At 56.6% G+C, this 18,890-nt stretch carries 16 protein-coding genes; 13 read left to right on the top strand and 3 right to left on the bottom strand.

Annotated features, from left to right (window positions below; genetic code table 11):
• Positions 1-68: 68 nt before the first annotated feature.
• Complete coding sequence (locus tag IEW12_RS24080) at positions 69-806, bottom strand: substrate-binding periplasmic protein (RefSeq protein WP_188568677.1); 738 nt, start codon at positions 804-806, stop codon at positions 69-71.
• 86 nt (positions 807-892) lie between these two features.
• Positions 893-1,789 carry a LysR family transcriptional regulator gene (locus IEW12_RS24075; protein ID WP_188568676.1) on the bottom strand — a complete coding sequence of 299 codons (897 nt, stop codon included), beginning with the start codon at positions 1,787-1,789 and terminating at the stop codon, positions 893-895.
• A 150-nt stretch (positions 1,790-1,939) separates the two neighbouring features.
• Here IEW12_RS24075 and IEW12_RS24070 point away from each other — a divergent pair, with 150 nt between their 5' ends.
• The 8 genes from IEW12_RS24070 to IEW12_RS24035 all read left to right on the top strand — a co-directional run bounded on the left by IEW12_RS24070 (position 1,940) and on the right by IEW12_RS24035 (position 12,211).
• Positions 1,940-3,463, top strand: coding sequence for a CoA-acylating methylmalonate-semialdehyde dehydrogenase (locus IEW12_RS24070; protein WP_188568675.1), 1,524 nt, complete (start codon positions 1,940-1,942; stop codon positions 3,461-3,463).
• A gap of 418 nt (positions 3,464-3,881) precedes the next feature.
• Positions 3,882-5,507 carry a GMC family oxidoreductase gene (locus IEW12_RS24065; protein ID WP_188568674.1) on the top strand — a complete coding sequence of 542 codons (1,626 nt, stop codon included), beginning with the start codon at positions 3,882-3,884 and terminating at the stop codon, positions 5,505-5,507.
• Between the two features lie 294 nt (positions 5,508-5,801).
• Entirely contained in the window at positions 5,802-6,575 is a 774-nt protein-coding gene (locus tag IEW12_RS24060) for an ABC transporter ATP-binding protein (RefSeq protein WP_188568673.1), read from the top strand.
• The gene (locus IEW12_RS24055) at positions 6,572-7,291 is read left to right on the top strand and encodes an ABC transporter ATP-binding protein (RefSeq protein ID WP_188568672.1); all 720 of its coding nucleotides are present in this window, start codon (positions 6,572-6,574) and stop codon (positions 7,289-7,291) included. The genes IEW12_RS24060 and IEW12_RS24055 overlap by 4 nt, the downstream gene beginning before the upstream one ends.
• A gap of 115 nt (positions 7,292-7,406) precedes the next feature.
• The gene (locus IEW12_RS24050) at positions 7,407-8,618 is read left to right on the top strand and encodes an ABC transporter substrate-binding protein (RefSeq protein WP_188568671.1); all 1,212 of its coding nucleotides are present in this window, start codon (positions 7,407-7,409) and stop codon (positions 8,616-8,618) included.
• A gap of 127 nt (positions 8,619-8,745) precedes the next feature.
• Positions 8,746-9,630, top strand: a complete 885-nt coding sequence (locus IEW12_RS24045; protein WP_188568670.1) for a branched-chain amino acid ABC transporter permease — start codon at positions 8,746-8,748, stop codon at positions 9,628-9,630.
• A 9-nt stretch (positions 9,631-9,639) separates the two neighbouring features.
• Entirely contained in the window at positions 9,640-10,605 is a 966-nt protein-coding gene (locus IEW12_RS24040) for a branched-chain amino acid ABC transporter permease (protein WP_188568669.1), read from the top strand.
• Between the two features lie 157 nt (positions 10,606-10,762).
• Entirely contained in the window at positions 10,763-12,211 is a 1,449-nt protein-coding gene (locus IEW12_RS24035; RefSeq protein WP_188568668.1) for a C13 family peptidase, read from the top strand.
• A 43-nt stretch (positions 12,212-12,254) separates the two neighbouring features.
• Here the strand turns inward: IEW12_RS24035 and IEW12_RS24030 are convergent, their stop codons facing one another.
• Positions 12,255-13,412 (bottom strand): iron-containing alcohol dehydrogenase, encoded by a 1,158-nt coding sequence (locus tag IEW12_RS24030; RefSeq protein ID WP_188568667.1) that lies wholly within the window; start codon positions 13,410-13,412, stop codon positions 12,255-12,257.
• 147 nt (positions 13,413-13,559) lie between these two features.
• Here IEW12_RS24030 and IEW12_RS24025 point away from each other — a divergent pair, with 147 nt between their 5' ends.
• The 5 genes from IEW12_RS24025 to IEW12_RS24005 all read left to right on the top strand — a co-directional run bounded on the left by IEW12_RS24025 (position 13,560) and on the right by IEW12_RS24005 (position 18,889).
• Positions 13,560-14,318 (top strand): TSUP family transporter, encoded by a 759-nt coding sequence (locus IEW12_RS24025; protein WP_371874576.1) that lies wholly within the window; start codon positions 13,560-13,562, stop codon positions 14,316-14,318.
• A gap of 69 nt (positions 14,319-14,387) precedes the next feature.
• Positions 14,388-15,305 (top strand): hypothetical protein, encoded by a 918-nt coding sequence (locus IEW12_RS24020; protein WP_188568666.1) that lies wholly within the window; start codon positions 14,388-14,390, stop codon positions 15,303-15,305.
• A 167-nt stretch (positions 15,306-15,472) separates the two neighbouring features.
• Positions 15,473-17,422 carry a tRNA uridine-5-carboxymethylaminomethyl(34) synthesis enzyme MnmG gene (mnmG, locus tag IEW12_RS24015; RefSeq protein WP_188568879.1) on the top strand — a complete coding sequence of 650 codons (1,950 nt, stop codon included), beginning with the start codon at positions 15,473-15,475 and terminating at the stop codon, positions 17,420-17,422.
• A complete protein-coding gene (gene rsmG / locus IEW12_RS24010; RefSeq protein ID WP_188568665.1) occupies positions 17,419-18,069 on the top strand; it encodes a 16S rRNA (guanine(527)-N(7))-methyltransferase RsmG in 651 nt (216 codons plus the stop codon). Before mnmG ends, rsmG begins: the two co-directional genes overlap by 4 nt.
• 40 nt (positions 18,070-18,109) lie before the next feature.
• Positions 18,110-18,889, top strand: coding sequence for a ParA family protein (locus tag IEW12_RS24005; protein WP_188568664.1), 780 nt, complete (start codon positions 18,110-18,112; stop codon positions 18,887-18,889).
• Position 18,890: the final 1 nt, after the last annotated feature.

The following is an 18,890-nucleotide window of genomic DNA, read 5'->3' as shown; positions in this document are numbered from 1 at the left end:
CATTATCGCCTGATTTGCACAGGAAGGCACGGATGGGATGGCGCTGGCGCAAGAGGCTGTATAGCGATTTACTTGACGCCGTATTTGCGCATCAGCTTTTCTGCCGTGCCGTCGCGGTCCAGGTCGGCATTGAGCTGGTTGAAATTGTCTATGCGCTGCTTGTCCATTTTCGCATTGCACAGCATGTACAAGTCTATGCTGCGGTATTTGACGGCCTTGCTGATATCGTTCCAGTAACCCTGTTGCTGCGCCAGAAACATGCCGTGCAATTCCGATACGATCCAGTAATCCAGCCTGCCATTGACCAGCAGGCGGGGGTTATCGTCATCCTGGCTGGCGAACTGGATTTTGTAACCCTGCTCCTGCAGATACAGGCCGGTGGCGGCGTTCTTGTAGGAACCTATGTTGTAGGACTTGGCGTCTTCCAGGCTCTTCAGCATGCGGGTATCGTTTTTCCTGCCGTACAGTACCCAGTTGTCGGTGGCTACCGGACCTACCCATTTGAAATACTTTTCCCGGTCCGGGGTGCGGCGGAAGGCAAACAGGCAGGAATTGTCTTCGGTCAGCGCGGCCTGGTAGCCGCGCGCCAGCGAGGTGCTGGTGATGGTATAGCTCTCATTGGCGCGTTTCATGATCTCTACCACCTTGTCGGTGACAAAGCCATGGATCTCGGTGCTCTGGTAATCGGTATGCGTGAACGGCGCGAATTCCTGTATGTACAGCTTGATATCCTCTGCCTGCGCGAGCACCGGTGCGCCAAGCGCACCCAGCAAGCTCATCAGCGGCAAGACAGAGGATTTGATCACGTGGGCTCCGCAACACAAAAAATTGGACTATAGAAATATACCCTGCCTGCCGGCAAAAGCAATATTTTGCATTGCAAAATAAGGTGTCATACCTCTTCCAGCCCCCAGCACTGTCTCAGCAGGCTGAATACGGCGGCAATCATGGGCTCGTTTTTGCGTTTTTCCAGTGTAATAAAGCTAAGCTCTGTGGATAAGCTGACCGCATCCGCGATCACCAGGCCGTGCGCATGCGCTTCGCGTATCGCGATGGAGTCGCGCAGCAGGCTGAGGCCGACTCCGGATTTCACCAAGTCCAGCATCGATGGCTCCTGGTCCACCAGGGCCACCTTGTTGGGGCTGGCATTGTGCTCAGCAAATACCTTGCTGAGCAGGCGGTGGTGCGCGGACTCCGGCGGTGTCCATATCCACGGCAGTTGCGCCAGCGCCGCCCAGCCTTTGCCGCTGACCCGGTTTTTCCAGCCGCTGGGCGCCACTACGCGATAGCTGAAACTGGTCAGGCTCAAGGCGTGGCAGGCGGGTTTGCCATCGTCCGGCGGCTTACCCAGGTAAAAACCCACGTCCAGCTCGCCGCTGCGTATTCGGTGCAATACCGAGCCGGACATGCCGTGCTGCAACTTGGTGGATAGCTGTGGATAAGTTTCCACCAAGCGCTTCAGGAAGATGCCGAGGCGGGTGAATTCCGGATCCAGGATGGTGCCTACCGACAATTCTCCGGAGAGCGTGGTGTGCAGCGTTTCAACGGCTTGCCGGAACTCGGCGACATTGCTGAGCACCTTTTCTGCATAGGCCAGCAATTTGGCGCCATCCTTGCTGAGCACCATGCCGCTGGCGGTACGGTTGAATAATTGCAGGTCCAGATCTTCCTGCAGGGACTTGATCTGCAGGCTGACCGCAGGCTGGGTCACATGCAGGCGTTCTGCTGCACGGGTCAGATTGCCTTCGCGGGCGACGGTAACGAAAGCGCGTAATTGGGTCAGGTCCATTTGCTTGCCTGTTTGCGGGAGTTATCCACTGGTGTTGCCTGTCTTTATTATTAGCATTGCTTATATTGCTGTTGATAATAACTCATTGGATCAGGCGTATGCGCTGGATTATTCTAGGCAGACCTCGTTATTTACCCCAAAGGTTTCCTTATGTCTGCCTCCCCAGCTTCCAGCTCCTTCCCCAGCCTGATCCAGCACTATATCAACGGCCAGCTTGCGCCTTCCGATAGCGGCCGCCGGCAAGACGTGTTCAACCCTGCCACCGGCGAGGTGTCGGGCAAGGTGGTGCTGGCCAGTACGGCAGAGGTGGATGACGCGGTGGCGGCGGCCAAGGCGGCCGCACCGGCCTGGGCCGAGACTGCGCCGCTGAAGCGGGCCAGGGTGATGTTCAAGTTCAAGGAATTGCTGGACAAGCACCATAAGGAAATGGCGGCCATCATCACGCGCGAGCATGGCAAGGTCTTGTCGGATGCGATGGGCGAAGTCACGCGCGGGCTGGAAATCGTGGAATTTGCCTGCGGCATGCCGCAACTGCTGAAGACCCAGTTTTCCGACAATATCGGCGGCGGCATAGACAACTTCAACCTGCGCCAGCCGCTGGGCGTTACTGCCGGCATCACGCCTTTCAATTTCCCCTTCATGGTACCGATGTGGATGGCGCCGCTGGCGATTGCGACCGGCAATACCTTTATCCTGAAACCCTCCGAGCGTGATCCCTCTGCATCGCTGCTGATTGCCGAGCTGTTCAAGCAGGCGGGTTTGCCGGATGGCGTATTTAACGTGGTGCAGGGCGACAAGGTGGCCGTGGATGCGCTGCTGCATCATCCAGACGTGGCGGCGATTTCCTTTGTCGGCTCCACGCCGATTGCCGAATACATTTATAGCGAAGGCACCCGCAACGGCAAGCGCGTGCAGGCTCTGGGCGGCGCGAAGAACCATTTGGTGGTGATGCCGGATGCTAACCTTGAACAGGCGGTCGATGCGCTGATGGGGGCTGCCTATGGTTCCGCCGGCGAGCGCTGCATGGCGATCTCGGTTGCCGTGGCTGTCGGCGACGTCGCCGACAAACTGGTGGATGCGCTGGTGCCGCGCGTGAAGGCCCTGAAGATCAAGAACGGTATGGAAGCCGATGCGGAAATGGGGCCGGTGGTGACAGCGGTGCACAAGGCCAAGATAGAAGCCTATATCGCCGACGGTATTGCGGAAGGCGCCAAATTGCTGGTCGATGGCCGCGGCCTGCAAGTGGCCGACCATGAAGGCGGCTTCTTCCTGGGCGGTACCTTGTTCGACCATGTGAAGCAGGACATGAAGATCCATCGCGAAGAAATTTTCGGGCCGGTATTGTGCATCGTGCGGGTGCCGGATTTTGCTTCGGCGGTGAACCTGATCAATGCGCATGAGTTTGGCAATGGCGTCTCTTTGTTTACATCGGACGGCAATACCGCGCGCGAGTTTTCACGCCGCATCCAGGTTGGCATGGTTGGTATCAATGTGCCTATTCCTGTGCCTATGGCCTGGCATTCCTTTGGCGGCTGGAAGCGCTCGCTGTTTGGCGATGTGCATGCGTATGGGGAAGAGGGGATACGTTTTTATACTCGTTATAAGTCTATTATGCAGCGGTGGCCGGATAGTATTGATAAGGGGGCGGAGTTTACTATGCCGGTAGCTAAGTAAACCGGATTTATTGGCATAGCGTTTTCATTGCCCTGCGCTTGGTTAAGAGCGTGGCTTTTTATGATTGCTGGCCGGGGGTAGCCCGGCGGCTACTTACCTTTTTTGCCTCGCCAAAAAAGGTAAGCCAAAAAAGGCGACCGCAGACTTGCCCTTCGGGTGATGGCGCATTGCGCCATCACATTTTGCTGCATTACAAAAAATGGGAAATGAACGGAACTCGCCTTCGGCTCAGACAACGTTCATTTCTGATCCATTTTCTGTAAAGCACAAAATGCCGCGTCCCGAGCGGATGAAATTCAAAAGCAACTGCAACGTCCGAACCAGCTTGCATTTTTTTGATAGCTTTGGCTAAAGCTTTATCAGCTCAAAGTTCGATCCTATATATTCAACTCGACCTTGCTTTACTAGGAAAACATACATGGAATCAGCCGGTAAATTTGATTACATCATCATCGGTGCGGGGACTGCGGGTTGTGTATTGGCTAATCGGCTGAGTGCGGATGGCAAGTCGAATGTGTTGTTGCTGGAGGCGGGGGGCAAGGATGATTATGTGTGGATCCATATCCCTGTGGGCTACCTGTATTGCATCAATAATCCGCGTACCGACTGGTTGTACAAAACCGAGTCTGAGCCTGGTTTGAATGGGCGTAATTTGATTTATCCGCGCGGCAAGGTGCTGGGTGGCAGCTCTTCTATCAACGGCATGATTTACATGCGCGGGCAGCAGCGGGATTATGATTTGTGGGCGGAGCTGACCGGCGATGCCAGTTGGCGCTGGGACCAGGTGTTGCCGGTGTTTAAGAAGAGTGAAGATCATTACAGCGGGGCGGATGCTTTCCATGGTGCGGGCGGCGAGTGGCGGGTGGAGAAGCAGCGGCTGTCCTGGGAGATTCTGGATGCCTTCCGTGAAGCGGCAGCGCAGGTCGGCATTCCCAAGACTGAAGATTTTAATCGTGGCAATAACGAGGGTTGCGGCTATTTTGATGTGAACCAGAAGCGCGGCATACGCTGGAATGCGTCCAAGGCTTTCCTGCGTCCTGCTGCCGGGCGCGGCAATCTGACCATCATGACCGGCTGCCAGGTGAAGCGCCTGTTGCTGGAAGACGGCGAGCAGGGCAGGCGCTGTACCGGGGTGGAATTTTTCGGCAACAATAAGCTGTGGCATGCGGAATCGGCACGCGAGACCGTGCTGACCGCGGGTGCGATAGGTTCGCCGGCGATATTGCAGCAATCCGGCATAGGGCCTGCTGCGCATCTGCATGGCGCAGGCGTGAAGGTGGAACATGATTTGCCCGGCGTAGGCGAGAATCTGCAAGACCATTTGCAGATCCGTTCCGCGTTCAAGATCAGCGGCGCGCGCACGCTGAACATGATGGCCAATAGCTGGCTGGGCAAGGCCAGGATAGGCCTGGAATACATGCTGATGCAGAGTGGCCCGATGTCGATGGCGCCTTCGCAACTGGGAGCGTTTACCAAGTCGGATGCGTCGCAGCAGACGCCTAATCTGCAATACCATGTGCAGCCTTTGTCGCTGGAAAAATTCGGCGATCCGCTGCATGCTTTCCCGGCGTTCACGGCCAGCGTCTGCAACCTGCGGCCGACTTCGCGCGGCCACGTGCGCATCGCCGGCAATGACCCGCTGGCAGCGCCCAAGATCACTCCCAATTACCTGAGTACGCCGGAAGACAGGAAGATCGCGGCCGACTCCCTGACCCTGACCCGCAGCATCGTCGCTGCGCCTGCGATGCAGAAGTATGCGCCGCAGGAAATGAAGCCGGGCGCGCAGTTCCGTACCGAAGAAGAACTGGCACGCGCTGCCGGCGATATCGGCACCACGATCTTCCATCCTGTCGGCACCTGCAAGATGGGCCGCGCCAATGATGCCTCCGCGGTTGTGGACAGCCAGTTGCGGGTGCGCGGCATACGCGGCCTGCGGGTGGTGGATGCCTCCGTGATGCCGACTATTACGTCCGGCAATACCAATTCCCCTACCATCATGATCGCCGAAAAAGCCGCTGCATTTATGCTATCAGTAGCAAGCTGATTTGTGTTTTAATAAGGCGGTTTTCAAGCTTGGCAGTTCAGCGTCGGCGGCGTCGTTTTGCACGGAAAAAGTGCGATGTTCGCGGATTGTGGTTACTACTTACAGTAGTTATACCGTATTGTTGAAAACTCTACGCGCTGTGTACTATCAAAAGCTTAGTTGAAATCGTAACTATACGAAATAATCGCCAAAGAGCGATGTGAATAATTGCTGAAAAGAGCAATATCGGGATGCATTGATGGCTGGGCTTTGCCGGCGATGAAATGTGACTCAGATCCAAAACAAGGAGATCAGATGACCGACGTCATTCTGGAGACCAAGAACTTGACCAAAGAGTTCAAGGGCTTTACCGCTGTCAGCGAGGTTAACCTGCGCGTGCAGCGTGGACATATACACGCGTTGATCGGCCCCAACGGTGCGGGCAAGACGACGTGCTTCAATCTGCTGACCAAATTCCTGGTTCCGACTTCGGGACAAATCCTGTTCAATGGCCGCGACATTACGTCGGCCAAGCCGGCGCAGATTGCGCGCCAGGGCATTATCCGTTCGTTCCAGATTTCTGCGGTTTTCCCGCACCTGACGGTGATGGAAAATGTGCGCATAGGCTTGCAGCGCACGCTGGGCACGTCTTTCCATTTCTGGAAAAGCGAAAACAGCCTGTCGCGCCTGAATGATAAGGCGATGGAACTGCTGGCCCAGGTCGACCTGACCGAATTTGCCGATACCGTGACTGTCGATCTGCCTTACGGCCGCAAGCGCGCGCTGGAGATTGCCACGACGCTGGCAATGGAACCGGAAATGATGCTGCTGGACGAGCCGACGCAGGGCATGGGCCATGAAGACGTGCACCGCGTGACGGAGCTGATCAAGAAGGTCTCCGCCGGCCGCACCATCCTGATGGTCGAACATAATATGAACGTGGTCTCCGGCATTTGCGACAAGATCTCGGTCTTGCAGCGCGGCGCAATGCTGGCCGAGGGCCGCTATGAAGAAGTCTCGCAAAATCCTAAAGTCATGGAAGCCTATATGGGAACGACATCCGGTGAGCTGGAAGGAGCCCACGCATGAGCGGTAGCCAGACTCCTGCGCTGGAAATCAGCAATCTGCAAGCCTGGTACGGCGAATCCCATATCCTGCATGACGTGAACCTGGTCGTGAACCCGGGTGAGGTAGTGACCTTGCTGGGCCGTAACGGCGCCGGCCGCACGACGACGATGCGCGCGATCATGGGCCTGACCGGCGCCCGCAAGGGTTCGATCAAGATCAACGGCACCGAAGCGATCAATCTGCCTACCTATAAGGTGGCGCATCTGGGCGTAGGTTATTGCCCGGAAGAGCGCGGCATTTTCTCTTCGCTGTCCACTGAAGAAAACCTGCTGCTGCCGCCTTCGGTTTCCAGCACCGACAAGGGCATGTCCATAGACGAAATTTATGCGATGTTCCCCAACCTGGCCGAGCGCAAGAATAGCCAGGGCACGCGCCTTTCCGGCGGCGAACAGCAGATGCTGGCCGTGGGCCGCATCCTGCGCACCGGCGCCCGCCTGCTGCTGCTGGATGAGATCTCCGAAGGCCTGGCGCCGGTGATCGTGCAGGCGCTGGCCAGGATGATCACGACGCTGAAGCAAAAGGGCTACACGATCGTGATGGTGGAGCAAAACTTCCGTTTTGCCGCACCGCTGGCAGACCGTTTTTATGTGATGGAACATGGGCAGATCGTCGAGACTTTCGGTGCTGCCGAATTGAACGACAAGATGACGGTCCTGAACAATTTGCTGGGCGTGTAAGCGCCTGGTCCTGGTTCTCGGGTTGAATCGGCAGCATATGCTGAAGAAGTTGAAGTAGTTGGTTCGGAAGGCTGGTTTTAAAACAAGCTGTTTTAATAATGAACGGAGAAGACAAATGAAAACAAAATTCAAGGCCCTGACTCTGGCTGTATCTGCTGCCCTGGCGGGCTTTGCAGGTACGGCTTCTGCGCAAGTTTCCGGTGACGTGGTCAAGATCGGTTTCATCACCGATCTGTCCGGCCTGTATTCCGATATCGACGGCCAGGGCGGCGTAGAAGCGATCAAGATGGCGATCGCCGATTTTGGCGGCACGGTGCTGGGCAAGAAAATCGAACTGGTCACTGCCGACCATCAAAACAAAGCCGATATCGCCGCCAGCAAGGCGCGCGAATGGTTTGACCGCGACGGCGTCGACATGCTGGTCGGCGGCACCAATTCCGGCACCGGCCTGTCGATGGCAAAGGTGGCTCTGGAAAAGAAAAAGGCTTACATCTCCATCGGCGCCGGTTCTGCCCGCCTGACCAATGAAGAATGCACGCCTTACACCGTTCACTATGCGTACGACACGGTAGCGCTGGCCAAGGGCACAGGCTCCGCAGTTGTGAAGCAGGGCGGCAAGAGCTGGTATTTCCTGACCGCCGATTATGCATTCGGCGCGTCGCTGGAAAGCGATACTTCCGGCGTGGTCAAGGCTTCCGGCGGTACAGTGGCCGGCTCGGTCAAGCATCCGCTGTCGGCTTCCGACTTCTCTTCCTTCCTGTTGCAGGCGCAGTCTTCCAAGGCACAGATCCTGGGCCTGGCCAATGCCGGCGGCGATACCATCAATGCGATCAAGGCGGCCAATGAGTTCGGCATCACCAAGACCATGAAGCTGGCCGGCCTGCTGATGTTCATCAACGATGTGCACTCGCTGACTTTGAACCTGACGCACGGTATGTACCTGACAGATAGCTGGTACTGGGATCAGAATGAAGAAACCCGCACCTGGTCGCGCCGCTACTTCGGCAAGATGAAGAAGATGCCTTCCAGCCTGCAGGCTGCGGACTACTCAGCGACTATCCAGTACCTGAATGCGGTAAAAGCAGCCGGTACCGATGATACTGAAAAAGTATTGGCGAAACTGCGTACGATGAAGATCAACGACATGTATGCCAAAAACGGCTATATCCGTGCCGACGGCAGCATGATTCATGACATGTATCTGATGCAGGTGAAGAACCAGGCCGATTCCAAGTATCCATGGGATTACTACAAGGTCGTGCAGACCATCCCTGGCGAACAGGCTTTCACCGCCAAGGCCGAGACCAAGTGCTCGCTGTGGAAATAAGCGCAGGGTCTGGAGTTACTAGCCGTTGTTGTTAAATACCTGGCGCGCTTCCCACTTGCTTGAAGAGGGCAGTGCGCCAGTTCTCTGATTTTTCACCCACTAGGGTGATTTTTTTCATGAAGTCGCCATGGAAATATTTGGTATACCGCTGCAAGCGATGTTGAGCCAGTTGCTGCTGGGACTGGTCAACGGTTCCTTCTACGCGATGCTGTCGCTAGGCCTGGCCGTTATCTTCGGCTTGTTGAATGTGATTAATTTTGCCCACGGCGCCCTGTATATGATGGGGGCGTTTTTTGCGTGGATGGGCCTTACTTATTTTGGCGTGAATTACTGGGTGATGCTGATCGTGGCTCCGCTGCTGGTCGGCGTATTCGGCATCGTGATCGAGAAGACCATGCTGCGCTGGCTGTACAAGCTGGATCACGTGTACGGCCTGCTGCTGACCTTCGGCATTACCTTGCTGCTGGAAGGCGTGTTCCGCTCCATCTACGGCGTTTCCGGCCAGCCTTACTCGGTGCCGGACGCATTGACCGGCGCCACCAATCTCGGTTTCATGATCTTGCCTAACTACCGCGCCTGGGTAGTAGTGGCTTCGCTGGTGGTCTGCTTTGCGACCTGGTTTGTGATTGAAAAAACCAAGCTGGGCGCCTACCTGCGCGCCGGCACGGAAAATCCTAAATTGGTGGAAGCTTTCGGCATCAACGTGCCGCTGATGGTAACGCTGACCTATGGTTTCGGCGTGGCCCTGGCGGCCTTTGCAGGCGTGCTGGCGGCGCCGGTGATACAGGTGTCACCGCTGATGGGTTCCAACCTGATCATCACCGTGTTCGCGGTCGTGGTGATCGGCGGCATGGGTTCCATCCTCGGCTCCATCCTGACCGGGCTGGGACTGGGCATCATCGAAGGCCTGACCCGCGTGTTCTATCCCGAGGCGTCCGCCACCGTGGTGTTTGTGGTGATGGCGATCGTGCTGATGATACGTCCGGCCGGTTTGTTCGGCAAAGAGAAATAGGCACCTACTATGAATAAGAAAATTGGATATGGCATCGCGCTGCTGGCGCTGCTGGTGGCACCGCAAGTGGTGTATCCCATCCTGATGATGAAGCTGCTGTGCTTTGCATTGTTTGCCTGCGCCTTCAATCTGCTGATCGGCTTTACCGGCCTGTTGTCCTTTGGTCACGCGGCCTTCTTCGGCGGCGCCGGGTATATTGCTGGCTGGGCGATGCGCGACAAGGGATTGACGCCGGAAGTCGGCATTCTGCTGGGCACGCTGGCCGGTGCCGCTATCGGCCTGGTGATGGGCGCGCTGGCGATACGCCGTCAGGGTATCTACTTCACGATGATCACATTGGCGCTGGCGCAGATGCTGTACTTTGTGTTCCTGCAAGCCAAGTTCACCGGCGGCGAAGACGGCTTGCAGCAGGTACCGCGCGGCAAACTGCTGGGTGTGCTGGATCTGGGCTCCGACATCACGCTGTATTACGTGGTCTTGCTGATTGCGGTAGCCGGCTATGCGCTGATCGTGCGCACCGTGCATTCGCCGTTCGGCCAGGTATTGAAGGCGGTCAAGGAAAACGAGCCGCGTGCCATTTCGCTGGGCTATGACGTCGATAAGTACAAGCTGCTGGCCTTTGTGCTGTCTGCAGGCCTGTCCGGCCTGGCAGGGGCCACCAAGACGCTGGTACTGGGTTTTGAGACGCTGACGGACGTACACTGGACCATGTCAGGCCTGGTCGTGCTGATGACGCTGGTGGGCGGTCTGGGCACGCTGGTGGGCCCTATCGTCGGCGCCATCATCATCCTGGTGCTGGAAAACAAGCTGGGCGAGATCGGCGACTTCCTGGCGCGCGTGACCACGGTGGACTGGTTCCATTCGCTGGGTGAATCGATCACGATCGTCACCGGCCTGATCTTCATCATCTGCGTGCTGGCCTTCCGCCGCGGCATCGTCGGTGAGATAGGCGCCAGGCTGGGCAAACGCGCATAGGGCTTAGATTCGCGTAGACGCAATAGCGTCATCAAAAAACCTGGAGATGCGAAAGCATGCCCAGGTTTTTTTTCGCCCGGCGTATGGATGTGCAAGTCTGCAATGCGGGTTAGACTTGATGCAGTTTTAATCATTATTTCAGACTGGATTATTCTTCATGCCGTTCTCGGTCACCGACAACTTGGACCATCAGCCTACGCCGCTCAGCTACCGCCCCTATGCGTTTTTCGTGAACCTGAAGGCGGGGCTGCGAGCCGCTTGCCTGTTGCGCATTTCCAGCGACAGCGTGCATGCCAGCGCGGCGCAGTTGATCTTGCTGGTGTTGCTGGGGACGGTGCTGCAATTTAGTGCCGATCTGCTGCAGACCGGCCGCGACGGCATGTTCGTGCCTTACGGCCTGGGCGGCTTGCTGCTGAACGTGCCTATCGTGCTGCTGGCCGCGTGGGGAGTGGCTAGCTGCTTCCGCCGTCCGCGCCAGTTGCTGGTACTGGCGGTGCTGATGCTGGCGACGATGCTGGTGATCGACTACGGCATGCTATTCCTGGAATACCTGCTGGACTATCTGCCCGGGGCCATTTTACGAAACTGGCCTGCCAGGCTGAAAGTGCGCCTGGACCGCTACGGTTTCCTGCTGCGGCTGGTCTGGCTGGTGCTGGCTTGCGCGCTGGCCAGCGTGCGCTTGCTGCGCCTGCGGTTTCCGGCTTTCGGCCCTGCGACGGTGGTATTGAGCCTGCTGCTTGCAGCGCCGTTTACGCAAATCTATATCGACCGGACTTTGTGGACAGCTGCGCGTGAAGAGTCGGCGCAACTTGCGCCTGAGTTGCAGAAGGAAGATATATTTTATCTGCAGCCGCAATTACTGCAAAGCCAGTTGGCCTCGATGCGGGCGGGGGAGGGCAGCCGTATCCAGTTGTTTTTCCTGGGCGTGGCCGGCTATGCGGGGCAGGACGTGTTTATGAAAGAGGTGCGCTATGTGCGCGCGATGTTCGACCGGCGCTTCGGCACTGCCGGGCATTCGCTGATGCTGATCAATAATCCGAAGTCGGTGCGGGCTTCGCCGATCGCCAGCGTCAGCAGCATGCAGATGAGCCTGAACCGCATAGGGCAGTTGATGGACAGGGACAGGGATGTACTGTTCCTGTACCTGAGTTCGCATGGCTCGCATGATCATAGCTTTACGCTGGAATTTGAAGGCATGCAGTTCTTTATATTGAACCCGCAGGCGCTGCGCACGATGCTGGATGCGTCCGGCATACGCAACCGCGTGATCGTGGTTTCAGCCTGTTATTCCGGCGGTTTTGTCGATGCGCTGAAGACCGATGATACGCTGGTGATGACGGCTGCAGCGGCGGACCGGACTTCTTTCGGTTGCAGCAATGAAGCGGACTTCACCTATTTCGGCAAAGCGTATTTTGAAGAGGCGCTGAACAAGACCGATTCTTTTACCGAGGCATTTGATATGGCCTTGCCGGCGATACGCGTGCGCGAGAGCATGCAGGGTTTTGACAATTCCAATCCACAGATTTTCATCGGCAAAAATATCGCTGGCCGCCTGCAGGAATTTCAGCGGCAGCTACCTAAAAACAAAACGCCGGCCAAGGACTGACCGGCGTTGTTGCCGTAGCTGTGGATATCTCGCTGACAGCAAGCTACAGCGCGGCGGCGTAGATCGCGCGCGCATCTTCCAGTTTGACCTCTCTCGGGTTGTTGCCGAGCAGGCGGGTCTGCAGCATCGCATCGCTGGACAACTGGTCCAGATCTTTTTCCGCAATACCGACCTGGCGCAATTGCGTTTCTATGCCCACCCGTTTTGCCAGTGCCTCCATCGCATTGATCAGTGCGGTGCTGCGCGCCTCGTCGCTGCCCTGTGCTGCCGGTGCAATGATGGAAGCCAGCTCCGCATACTGGGAGGCCGCTTGCGGCGCATTGAAGCGCAGTACATGCGGCAGCACCAGCGAGTTGGACAAACCGTGCGGCACATGGAAGATGCCGCCTATGGGATAGGCCAGCGCATGCACGGCGGCGACCGGGGCATTGGCAAAGCACTGGCCTGCCAGCATTGCGCCGAGCAGCATTGCCTGCCTGGCTTCCAGGTTTGTTCCATTGGTGCAGGCCTGGTCGATGTTATTCCATAACAAGCCGAGCGCCTGCCGGGCCAGCATATCGGACAGCGGGTTTTTCTTGTGCTTGGTGGTGTAGGCTTCTATCGCATGCACCATCGCGTCAATGCCGGTAGCAGCCGTTACCTTGGCGGGCAGGCCGGTGGTCAGTTCCGCATCAAGGATGGCGATGTCGGCATACAGCTGCGGTGCGACCACGCCCATCTTGGTGGTGGCGCCAGTGGTGACGATGGAAATCGGCGTGACTTCAGAGCCGGTGCCTGCGGTGGTGGGTATCTGTATCAGCGGCAGACGGCTGCCTTTGACATTGCCTATGCCATACATGCTGGACAGGGACTGCTCGCTGCCGGCGAGCACGGCAATCAGTTTCGCCACGTCCATCGAGCTGCCGCCACCCAGGCCTACGACCAGTTCTACTTCTTTTTGTTTGGCGTCTGCTACCGCCTGGTGGACGACCGCTTCCGGTGGATCGGCAATCACATCCGAGAATACGGCGACATGCAGTTTATTGTTTTCCAGGCTGGCAATCACCGGATTGACCAGGCCGGTCTTCAGGAAGCCCGCATCGGTCACCAGCAGCACGCGTCTGACGGCAGGGTAGTGCTGGGCGATCATTTCTCCGAGCTGCTTGGCGCCCCCGATCTGGCTGACGATATAGGGGACGGTACGAAATTCAAAATTGTTCATTGTCTCTCTCCTTTGCAGCTATTGTAGCAAGCTTGGCTATTGCCCCTGCCTGAATAGATTTCAAGCGTGGGAGGGTGGAGCGGGCCGCGATCTTGTATGATGTCGGCGGGGAAATAGTTCAATTGCACGCGGATGGACGGGATGTTGATGGATTTCATAGTACTTGGTATGGCTGCCTTCTTTGCCGGTTTTGTTGATGCTGTGGTCGGAGGCGGAGGGCTGATACAAGTGCCTGCGCTATTCTCGGCGATGCCGAACGTAGCGCCTGCGACTTTGCTGGGTACGAATAAGCTGGCCGGCATCTGGGGCACCACCGCTGCTGCGGTGAACTATGTGAAAGCGGTGCGCCTGCGCTGGAGCATGGTGCTACCCGCGGCGGCGATGGCCTTCCTATTTGCCTTTGCCGGTGCCTTTGCCGTCACGCACATCCCGCCTACCTATCTGCGCAAATCCCTGCCTTTTATACTGCTCGCGGTCGCCGTATATACCTTCAGAAAAAAGGATTTCGGCAGCACCCATGCACCGCTTTATCATGGCGACAAAGAAAGAACGATGGCGATGCTGGTTGGTGGCGGCATTGGTTTTTACGATGGTTTTTTCGGTCCCGGTACCGGCAGTTTTCTGATGTTTTTGTTTGTGCGTTTGTTCGGCTATGACTTCCTCAGTGCCTCCGCAGTGGCAAAAGTGTTGAATGTGGCGACCAATGCAGCGGCGCTGTTGTGGTTTGGTTACAGTAATAATGTCATTTGGCAAGTAGGGTTCGCCATGGCAGTATGCGGAGTGTTAGGATCTCTAACGGGTAGCCGTTTGGCAATAAAGCATGGTAGCGGCTTCGTCAGGAAAATGTTCTTGCTGGTTGTTGCTGCATTGATACTTAAGACGAGTTATGATGCTTTCCTGAAATAAGGGGCGATGTTTCACGTGAAACATCGCGATGGAAGAGGCGCTTGCCTCCGTACTGACGAAAGATGAAGTGTGGGCTATCCGGATTGGGTAATATTTCAACGTACAGATTCAGGCAGGGCCGAGATCCAGAATAAGGAACGTGGCCTGACCCAGAGCGAACGCCTGGTGCTGATTATTGCGGATGGTGTCAGTACTTATGCAGGCTTGCGTATCAAGCTGAAGAGTCTGGCACATCAGCGCTTTGACAGGGCAATACGCAAGTTGCTGGAAAAGGGCTTGCTGTACGAGGTGATGTTTCCGGCAGAAGGGCAGAAGCCCGACATGGTTGATCCGGATATCATGGATAAATTCCTGCGCCAGGAAGATGATGATCCTGTATCCATTATCTCGTTTGACCCTGATGAAGAGCACGGGGATGGTAATCTGGACCAGAATAGCGTTGCCCGCATGGCTTTGCAGAATTCACAGACTCCGGCCAGCCAGCGTTATGGCCAGGCTGCACATCCTATCCCCCTGCAGCCCAGATCGGCGAAGGTAGTCGATGGTAGCTTCCCCGCGATCAGTGATGAAATCTTGAACGAATTTGTAGTTGCGCCTCAGCACCCTGAGCCGCAGCATGCGGACGAGCTTCAGGTAGAAGAGCCCCCTGCGGTGGATACTGAGGAACTGGATTTCTTCCTGCCCTTGGATGAGCTTGCCGTAAAACAAGAGGAAAGAATAGAGCCTCATATTCCTGTAGCGGCGGCTAAAGTGGCTAAGGCGCCTGAGGCTGCGAGCGTCAGCATAGACAGTGCCGGCACCAAAAAAGCGGTATCGGTGTTCCCGGAGCCGCCGCCCATCGCGCGACCCAAGCCCGCAGCTAAGAAAGCGGAGCCCGGCTTATTGGCCAGCTTGCGCCTGAACTCTTCCTATATCCTGCTGTTTTTGGGCATCACTCTGATCTGTGCTCCTTTTCTGGCCAGGTTCATGCAGTGGTTGCTGATGTAGCAATATTCACAATTTTGCTTTGTTTCACGTGAAACAATGATAGCGGCAGGTCATTAATATTTCACGAAATTAGTCTTCCCTTAGGCTTATATTCGGCTTAGATTATTTGTGTAAGTCCAAAACACTCTATAATCGTGCCTCCCCAAGATTTATTAATGAAGTCTGCTATGTTCTATCCTAAAGAATTCGACGTAATTGTGGTCGGCGGCGGCCACGCCGGTACCGAAGCCGCATTGGCTTCTGCCCGTATGGGGCAGAAGACCTTGCTGCTGACCCATAATATTGAAACCCTGGGCCAGATGTCCTGCAATCCCTCCATCGGTGGGATAGGCAAGGGCCACCTGGTCAAGGAAGTAGATGCCATGGGCGGTGCGATGGCGATTGCCACCGACGAAGCCGGTATCCAGTTCCGCATCCTGAATTCTTCTAAAGGACCGGCAGTGCGCGCCACTCGTGCGCAAGCAGACCGCATGCTTTACAAGCAGGCTATCCGCAGCCGCCTGGAAAATCAGCCGAACCTGTGGCTGTTCCAGCAGGCAGTGGATGATCTGCTGGTTGAGGGCGACCGTGTTATCGGTGCAGTGACGCAGGTCGGCATACAGTTCCGCGGCCGCGCGGTGGTACTGACTGCTGGCACTTTCCTGGACGGGAAGATACACGTAGGCCTGAATAATTATTCGGCTGGACGGGCAGGGGACCCGCCGGCAGTATCCTTATCCGCACGCCTGAAAGAATTGTCCTTGCCGCAAGGCCGCCTGAAAACCGGTACGCCGCCAAGGATAGACGGCCGTAGTATCGATTTTTCAGTGATGCAGGAACAGCCGGGCGACCTCGATCCTATTCCCGTATTTTCAGTCATGGGTAATGTAGGCATGCACCCAAGGCAATTGCCTTGCTGGGTTACGCATACCAATGAGCGCACGCACGATATCATCCGCGCCGGCCTGGACCGCAGCCCCATGTACACCGGCGTGATCGAAGGCGTGGGTCCGCGTTATTGCCCATCGATAGAAGACAAGATACATCGCTTTGCCAGCAAGGAATCGCACCAGATCTTCCTGGAACCGGAAGGCCTGACGACTAATGAGTTTTACCCTAACGGCATTTCCACCAGCCTGCCTTTCGATGTGCAACTGGATCTGGTGCGCTCTATGCGCGGCATGGAAAATGCCTACATCCTGCGTCCCGGCTATGCGATTGAATATGATTACTTCGATCCACGCGGCCTGAAAGCCTCGCTGGAAACCCGTACTATCCAGGGCCTGTTCTTTGCCGGCCAGATCAACGGCACCACCGGTTATGAAGAGGCCGCCGCGCAAGGCATGCTGGCTGGCTTGAATGCCGCCCTGCTGACCCAGGGCCGCGATGCCTGGGTACCGCGCCGCGACGAGGCTTACCTGGGTGTGCTGGTGGACGACCTGATTACCAAGGGCGTGCAAGAACCCTACCGCATGTTCACCAGTCGTGCCGAGTTCCGCCTCAGCCTGCGGGAAGACAATGCTGATATGCGTCTGACAGAAATCGGCCGCCAGCTCGGCTGTGTCAGCGATGCGCAATGGGCCTTGTTTGAAACCAAGCGCGAAGCTGTTTCACGTGAAATGGAAAGGCTGCGTTCGACCTGGGTCAACCCGCGCATCCTGGCTGATGTGGAAGCAGAGCGCGTTGTCGGCAAGGCGCTGGAACGTGAATACTCGCTGGCAGATCTGCTGCGCCGCCCACACGTTACCTACGAAGCACTGATGAGCCTGCACGGCACCGAAGGCCAGGAACTGGCCGGCCCCGGCGTGCAGGATGAAGCCGTCAAGGAGCAGGTAGAGATACAGGTCAAATATTCCGGCTACATCGATCGCCAGGCCAAGGAAGTGGAGCGCCATGCGCACTACGAAAACCTGAAGATGCCGGCCGACTTCGATTACCTGGAAGTCAGCGGCTTGTCGATAGAAGTGAAGCAGAAGCTGAACAAGCACAGGCCGGAAACCCTGGGCCAGTGCGGGCGCGTGTCTGGCGTGACGCCGGCAGCGATCTCGCTATTGCTGGTGCATTTGAAAAAGCGCGGATTCAAGGGCTTTGCCAATGCTGCTGAAAATGCAGTCGTAGAAACCGGCGAGGCTTCATGAGTACATTGGATCGTGTGGCTCTGACCGCAATGCTGGCGGACGGAGTCGAAGAGATGGGCTTGCCCATCAATAGTGGTCAAATAGATAATATGATTTCCTATTTGACATTATTGTCGAAATGGAATGCTGTGTATAACCTGACCGCCGTGCGCGACCCGCGCGAGATGGTCAAGCAGCACTTGCTGGATTCGCTGTCGGCGGCGCATGCATTCAGCGGCGCCAGCAATGTGCTGGACGTCGGCGCAGGCGGCGGCCTGCCGGGGATGATACTGGCGATTACCTTTCCCGGCATCCGCATCTCGATGATAGATACGGTCAGCAAGAAAACCGCCTTCCTGACCCAGGCCAAGACGGAACTGGGCTTGTCCAATGTCACCGTGCATACCGGCCGCGTCGAGGCGCTGCAAGTGGCGCAAAAATTTGACGTGATCACGTCGCGCGCATTTTCCGAATTGAATAACTTCGTCAACTGGTCCGGCCATTTGCTGGCCGATGGCGGACGCTTCATCGCGATGAAAGGCGTGGCGCCGGATCAGGAGATCGAGCGCCTGCCGCAGGGGTGGGTGGTGGAAGCGGTGGAGCCGCTAACCGTGCCCGGCCTGAACGCGGAACGCCATCTGGTGTACATCAAGAAAACCGCAGACTGAATCCATCCTTCAACGATCGCTTAAAAAAAACTGAAAACACATGGCAAAAATTTTTTGCGTAGCTAATCAAAAGGGTGGGGTAGGCAAGACCACGACGACGGTTAACCTGGCAGCGGGACTGGCACAACTGGATCAGCGCGTACTGCTGGTGGACCTGGATCCGCAGGGTAATGCAACGATGGGTTCCGGCATCAACAAGGCCAAGCTGAAAGCATCGATTTACGAAGTGCTGCTGGGCATGACCGATGTCAGGACCGCGCGCCAGCGTTCAGAGTCCGGCAGGTTTGACGTATTGCCGGCCAACCGCGAACTGGCCGGTGCCGAAGTCGAAATGGTGGAACTGGAAAACCGCGACAAGCGCCTACGCAATGCGCTGGCCGAGGTCAAGGAAGAATACGATTTCATCCTGATCGATTGCCCGCCGGCTTTGTCGATGCTGACGCTGAACGGCCTGTGCGCTGCGCATGGCGTGATCATTCCGATGCAGTGCGAATACTATGCGCTGGAAGGTCTGTCCGACTTGTCGAACACGATCAAGAAGGTGCATATGAACCTGAACCCGGACCTGAAGATCGTCGGCTTGCTGCGCGTGATGTTCGATCCGCGCATGACGCTGTCGCAACAGGTGTCGGACCAGCTGGAACAGCACTTCGGCGACAAGGTATTCAAGACTGTGATCCCGCGCAATGTGCGGCTGGCCGAAGCGCCGTCCTACGGCATGCCGGGCGTCATATTTGACCCCTCTTCCAAGGGGGCGCAAGCGTATATCGCGTTTGGCGCCGAGATGGTAGAAAGAATTAAATCACTGGACGTAGAATAAA

The sequence above is a fragment of the Parundibacterium terreum genome (genome assembly GCF_014636315.1).
In the GTDB taxonomy this organism is placed as follows: domain Bacteria; phylum Pseudomonadota; class Gammaproteobacteria; order Burkholderiales; family Burkholderiaceae_D; genus Undibacterium; species Undibacterium terreum.
The sequence above is the reverse complement of the archived record's forward strand: the minus strand, read 5'-3'. Positions and strand labels throughout refer to the sequence as shown.

Bases quoted from the DNA above. Each gene is read 5' to 3' on its own strand.
- IEW12_RS24005 (WP_188568664.1), top strand. From the start codon at position 18,110: ATGGCAAAAATTTTTTGCGTAGCTAATCAAAAGGGTGGGGTAGGCAAG.
- mnmG (WP_188568879.1), top strand. From the start codon at position 15,473: ATGTTCTATCCTAAAGAATTCGACGTAATTGTGGTCGGCGGCGGCCAC.
- IEW12_RS24040 (WP_188568669.1), top strand. From the start codon at position 9,640: ATGAATAAGAAAATTGGATATGGCATCGCGCTGCTGGCGCTGCTGGTG.
- IEW12_RS24025 (WP_371874576.1), top strand. From the start codon at position 13,560: ATGGATTTCATAGTACTTGGTATGGCTGCCTTCTTTGCCGGTTTTGTT.
- IEW12_RS24035 (WP_188568668.1), top strand. From the start codon at position 10,763: ATGCCGTTCTCGGTCACCGACAACTTGGACCATCAGCCTACGCCGCTC.
- IEW12_RS24030 (WP_188568667.1), bottom strand. From the start codon at position 13,412: ATGAACAATTTTGAATTTCGTACCGTCCCCTATATCGTCAGCCAGATC.
- IEW12_RS24075 (WP_188568676.1), bottom strand. From the start codon at position 1,789: ATGGACCTGACCCAATTACGCGCTTTCGTTACCGTCGCCCGCGAAGGC.
- IEW12_RS24050 (WP_188568671.1), top strand. From the start codon at position 7,407: ATGAAAACAAAATTCAAGGCCCTGACTCTGGCTGTATCTGCTGCCCTG.
- rsmG (WP_188568665.1), top strand. From the start codon at position 17,419: ATGAGTACATTGGATCGTGTGGCTCTGACCGCAATGCTGGCGGACGGA.
- IEW12_RS24045 (WP_188568670.1), top strand. From the start codon at position 8,746: ATGGAAATATTTGGTATACCGCTGCAAGCGATGTTGAGCCAGTTGCTG.
- IEW12_RS24055 (WP_188568672.1), top strand. From the start codon at position 6,572: ATGAGCGGTAGCCAGACTCCTGCGCTGGAAATCAGCAATCTGCAAGCC.
- IEW12_RS24070 (WP_188568675.1), top strand. From the start codon at position 1,940: ATGTCTGCCTCCCCAGCTTCCAGCTCCTTCCCCAGCCTGATCCAGCAC.
- IEW12_RS24060 (WP_188568673.1), top strand. From the start codon at position 5,802: ATGACCGACGTCATTCTGGAGACCAAGAACTTGACCAAAGAGTTCAAG.
- IEW12_RS24065 (WP_188568674.1), top strand. From the start codon at position 3,882: ATGGAATCAGCCGGTAAATTTGATTACATCATCATCGGTGCGGGGACT.